The sequence below is a fragment of the Chitinophaga sp. genome, assembly GCF_036566945.1.
Taxonomy (GTDB): domain Bacteria; phylum Bacteroidota; class Bacteroidia; order Chitinophagales; family Chitinophagaceae; genus Chitinophaga.
Map to the genome: position 1 here is coordinate 1 of NZ_DATCVJ010000111.1, position 3,910 is coordinate 3,910.

4 protein-coding genes are annotated in these 3,910 nt (G+C 45.2%); 1 reads left to right on the top strand and 3 read right to left on the bottom strand.

What is annotated here, in order from left to right; all coding sequences use genetic code 11:
- Nucleotides 1-585: response regulator transcription factor (locus VIP81_RS03250; RefSeq protein ID WP_331957042.1), on the bottom strand; the 585-nt coding region annotated here is incomplete at its 3' end.
- Nucleotides 586-589: 4 nt separating this feature from the next.
- The gene (locus VIP81_RS03255; RefSeq protein ID WP_331957043.1) at nucleotides 590-2,179 is read right to left on the bottom strand and encodes a HAMP domain-containing sensor histidine kinase; all 1,590 of its coding nucleotides are present in this window, start codon (nucleotides 2,177-2,179) and stop codon (nucleotides 590-592) included.
- A 143-nt stretch (nucleotides 2,180-2,322) separates the two neighbouring features.
- Here VIP81_RS03255 and VIP81_RS03260 point away from each other — a divergent pair, with 143 nt between their 5' ends.
- Nucleotides 2,323-3,132 carry a GLPGLI family protein gene (locus VIP81_RS03260; protein ID WP_331957044.1) on the top strand — a complete coding sequence of 270 codons (810 nt, stop codon included), beginning with the start codon at nucleotides 2,323-2,325 and terminating at the stop codon, nucleotides 3,130-3,132.
- 64 nt (nucleotides 3,133-3,196) lie between these two features.
- Here the strand turns inward: VIP81_RS03260 and VIP81_RS03265 are convergent.
- Nucleotides 3,197-3,910: outer membrane beta-barrel protein (locus VIP81_RS03265; protein WP_331957045.1), on the bottom strand; the 714-nt coding region annotated here is incomplete at its 5' end.

The window sequence follows — 3,910 nt, forward strand, 5'->3', positions numbered from 1 at the left end:
CAGGTTACGGCTGTTGAAAAACGAATCATGCCCCCAAAGCAGGTCGAGGATACTTTTTCTGTCGATGATGCCATCGCGTTTTTCGTATAGTAAACGAAGTAATTCGCTTTCCCGGTAGGAGAGTTTTTTTTCTTCTCCGCCACCGCTGAGCACCTGCCGTTTGGTATAAAACAGGAACTTGCCGAGTTTAATATGATCCGCCGGAGGGGCGACCGCCTTGGGTGTTTTGCGCAATACATTTTCGATACGAACAATCAGTTCTTCCATACTGAAAGGCTTGCGGATATAGTCGTTGCCGCCCATGGAGAAACCTTTTACCAGGTCGGCCGTTTGTGTTTTGGCTGTGAGGAAAAGAATAGGTACTTCCGGATGAATGGCCCGTATTTCTGCGGCCACTTCAAAACCATCTTTGTTAGGCAGCATCACATCCAATATGCATACCGCAGGATTTACCTGTTTGAAAAGGGACAGTACATTGGCGCCGTCACTTTCCATGACCACCTCAAATCCTCTCCGCTGGAGGCTTTCCTTTACAATTTTTCCGAGCGACAATTCATCTTCAACGTATAAAACTTTAATGTTCATCTCATCAGTTTTTAAACTTTACGATCCGGCGATTTTTATCATAGTACACCACCGGCGCTTCTGCGAAAGGAAGTTTAACGGAAAAAGTACTGCCTTTGCCTAATTCACTTTCTACTTCTATAAAGCCCATATGACGTTGTACAATATGCGATACATAGCTGAGTCCCAGCCCATAGCCTTTTATGTTATGCCGGTTACCATTGGGTATCCTAAAGAATTTTTCAAAGATTTTAGTTTTGTATTCCTGCGCAATACCTATACCGTGATCGACTACACGTATTTCAAGAAACTGCTTATGGTCAATAATATGAACGAGGATATTCGGGTTTTTAGTACTGTATTTAAGTGCATTGTCCAGCAAATTGTACAACACACTGGTGAGATGCAGCTTATCCGCCGTGATAATGAAATTATTACCGGTGGTTTGTAGAGCCGTGATGGTGAGCTGTTTTTCAAATTGCAGCTTCATAGAAGCCATGACGCCTCTGGCCAGCGCCCGGATATCAAATTGCTCTTTGTTGAGGGCAATCTCCCTGTTTTCAAACATCGATAATTTCAGCACTTTATCTACTAACAAACCCAGTCGCTGTATTTCCTGTGCAGATATATCCAGGTATTCGTTGGTGGTTTCCCGATCGTCTAACGCATCAAAACTTCTCAGTGCTTCAATCGCTACGCTCACCGTGGCGATGGGTGTTTTGAGTTCATGCGTCATATTGCTGATAAAATCATTTTTAAGCTGCGCCAGCTTTTGCTGCTGTTTCAGATTTCTATATAAAAGTAAAAAAGAAAAAATAGTAACCCCTAATAAGAGCACGGAAACAAGGATCGGCTGACTGATACGTCTCAACAGGTACCAGGTATTATTTTGAAATAACAGCTCATAGCTCAGGGGCCGCGTGAAACCAATCGTTACCACATTGTCTTCGAGGTCGTCGGGGAAGGTCGTGAATACTTTGGTGGTATCTACCGGAATAACATTAATAGCAAAAGCAGTGTTGATCTTTTCCCGATCCAGTGCGGCACGATAACGATCTGTAATTTCTTTTACAGTAATGGAGTCCCGGAGGGAATCTACTCCTGCCAGGAAATCATATACCCTTACTGTGGGCGCTGTTTTAGTGACATATGCTACATTGAAGGAGTCGTTTTCCGGGAAAGGAGGTGGAGGATCTTTTAGTGCTACCATCATGGTAGCAGGCATGGCTCGACCATGATCGGCGGTGGGGGCCCAGCCTGATGCGATCGTTCCGGCAGCTGCAGCTGGTATGGCAGGCACGCCACCCACAACTGATACGGTTTGCATCGGCATTCTCGGCATGGTAGAGTCCCGGTATCTTTCCGTCAACACATTCGAAATACGCATCACGCCCTGCCGGTCTTGTATACGGAGACTGAAATTGGAATCCAGTTTCAGCTTGGCCGCCTGCAACCGGAAAATAGTTTCCCGGAAAAGGATATTGGTACGACTCGTAAACAACTTCTCCTCTTCACGGTAATTTTTGCTCAGCCAGTAAGCCTGGAAAGCCGTAATGAGCAGAATTGTTAACGCAATCAAAATAGCCGTTACCGGGATGGAAAGTTTGTATCGCATATGTTGATAGTAATACTAAGACAAATGTATCGTTTACTTTCCTCCTTCAGCGAGAACATTAACCTAAATTAACATTAAGTAAAGGCATGTTAACCTCCGTTGCAGCAGGAAGGGAATAGCTTTATTCCCTAAAACGTACGGGTATGAAAAAAGTAATTTTAACATTTTCTATGGGATTTCTGCTGCCGGCTGTCCATGCACAACAGCAACAAGGCAGGGTATTGTATGAACGTACTGTGCAAATGGAAATGCATATGATGGGGATAGCAGGAGATGGGAATGCCAACGCTGCGACCATGCTGCCGCAGTCGCACAAGGATCAGCTGGAGGTGCTGTTTGGTAACGACCAGTCACTGCGCCGCACAAAGGAAGATGACAGGCCCGAAGAATTCAGTCCCCGCGAAGATGGTGTGTCGTTCCGCATGATGATAGCCGATGCCGACGATGTAACCTATCATAACTTTGCCACTGCACAGGTCATCGAGCAACGCGAATTTGGTACGAAGAATTATATTATTACAGACAGCATCCACAAATTAAACTGGAAGTTAACCGGCAAAACGTCCACTATCCTTAACTATCCCTGCCAGGAGGCCATAGCACAACGTATTGGTAAACGTAGTTCCGCCAGTATGGAAAACGGGCAACTAAAACAAACCGAAGTAGCCGATACGTCCAATATCGTGGCCTGGTTTACACCCGCCATTCCGGTACCCGCCGGGCCTGAATACCAGGGACAGCTACCCGGCCTGATCCTGGGGATCGGTATTAACGATGGCCGGATCATCTACACTGCAAAAGAAGTATCTGCAAATGTAGATGTAGCCAGCATTAAAGCACCCTCCAAAGGAAAGAAAGTAACCACCGCGGAATTCAACAAAGAACGGGATAAGATGATGGCAGACATGCAGCGGAGTAACGAAAGAGGACGGATGATGCATACCATACAGTAACGCATCGGGTAAAAAAATGCTCCGGAAAATATTTTTCCCGGAGCATTTTTTTGAAAAGCGTGTTTTAACGCATGATGTTAATCGTACGTGGGCTGCCAGTTGTCGAAAGACCATTTTTACTCAGACTATAGGTAAAGCTCAGCTGAAAGAAACGTTGCAGATTCCTGGTACGGCTGTCTTCAATATAATTCTGATTGGTACTGCGACTAATACCTACATTTCTGTTCAACAAATCAAAAGCACTCAGCTTCAGTTCTCCCCGGTTGAAGCGAAGAAATTGACGGCTGAAAGAAGCATTCCATAAAGGAACATTGGTATTGAAACCATCGGCACGCCGGCTGTTGATCGTATAAGTGAAGTTGCTGGAAAAGTAGCAGTTAGCCGGCAACTGCCAGTTGAATTCTCCTTCATACTGCTGCGAAAAGTACCCGGTATTAAGGGCGGACTGCAAAGAATAATCGGTTTTGTAGTAGTTTATACCACCGCTGAAAGACACATCTATTTTATTGGAAGGGTTCAGATCAAAACGTACTGCCGGCCCCAGCGTAAAGGTGCGAATATGATTTGGCGCCGCATTAATAAACTGTTTCGTTTTGCTGTAACCTACATTGCTGCTGAAGTTGACCGTACCCGCTACCATACGCAAAGGTAAACTCAGGTGGATAGTGCCGCTCATATTATACACCCCATTTACGTTTAAGGGGCGGGTATGCTTCACGCCCAAACTATCTACTACATCATAGTCTACGATCTTATGCTGCGTTTCCTGCAGATTGAA

Coding starts and splice junctions, on each gene's coding strand:
- VIP81_RS03255 (WP_331957043.1), bottom strand. CDS start 2,179: ATGCGATACAAACTTTCCATCCCGGTAACGGCTATTTTGATTGCGTTA.
- VIP81_RS03260 (WP_331957044.1), top strand. CDS start 2,323: ATGAAAAAAGTAATTTTAACATTTTCTATGGGATTTCTGCTGCCGGCT.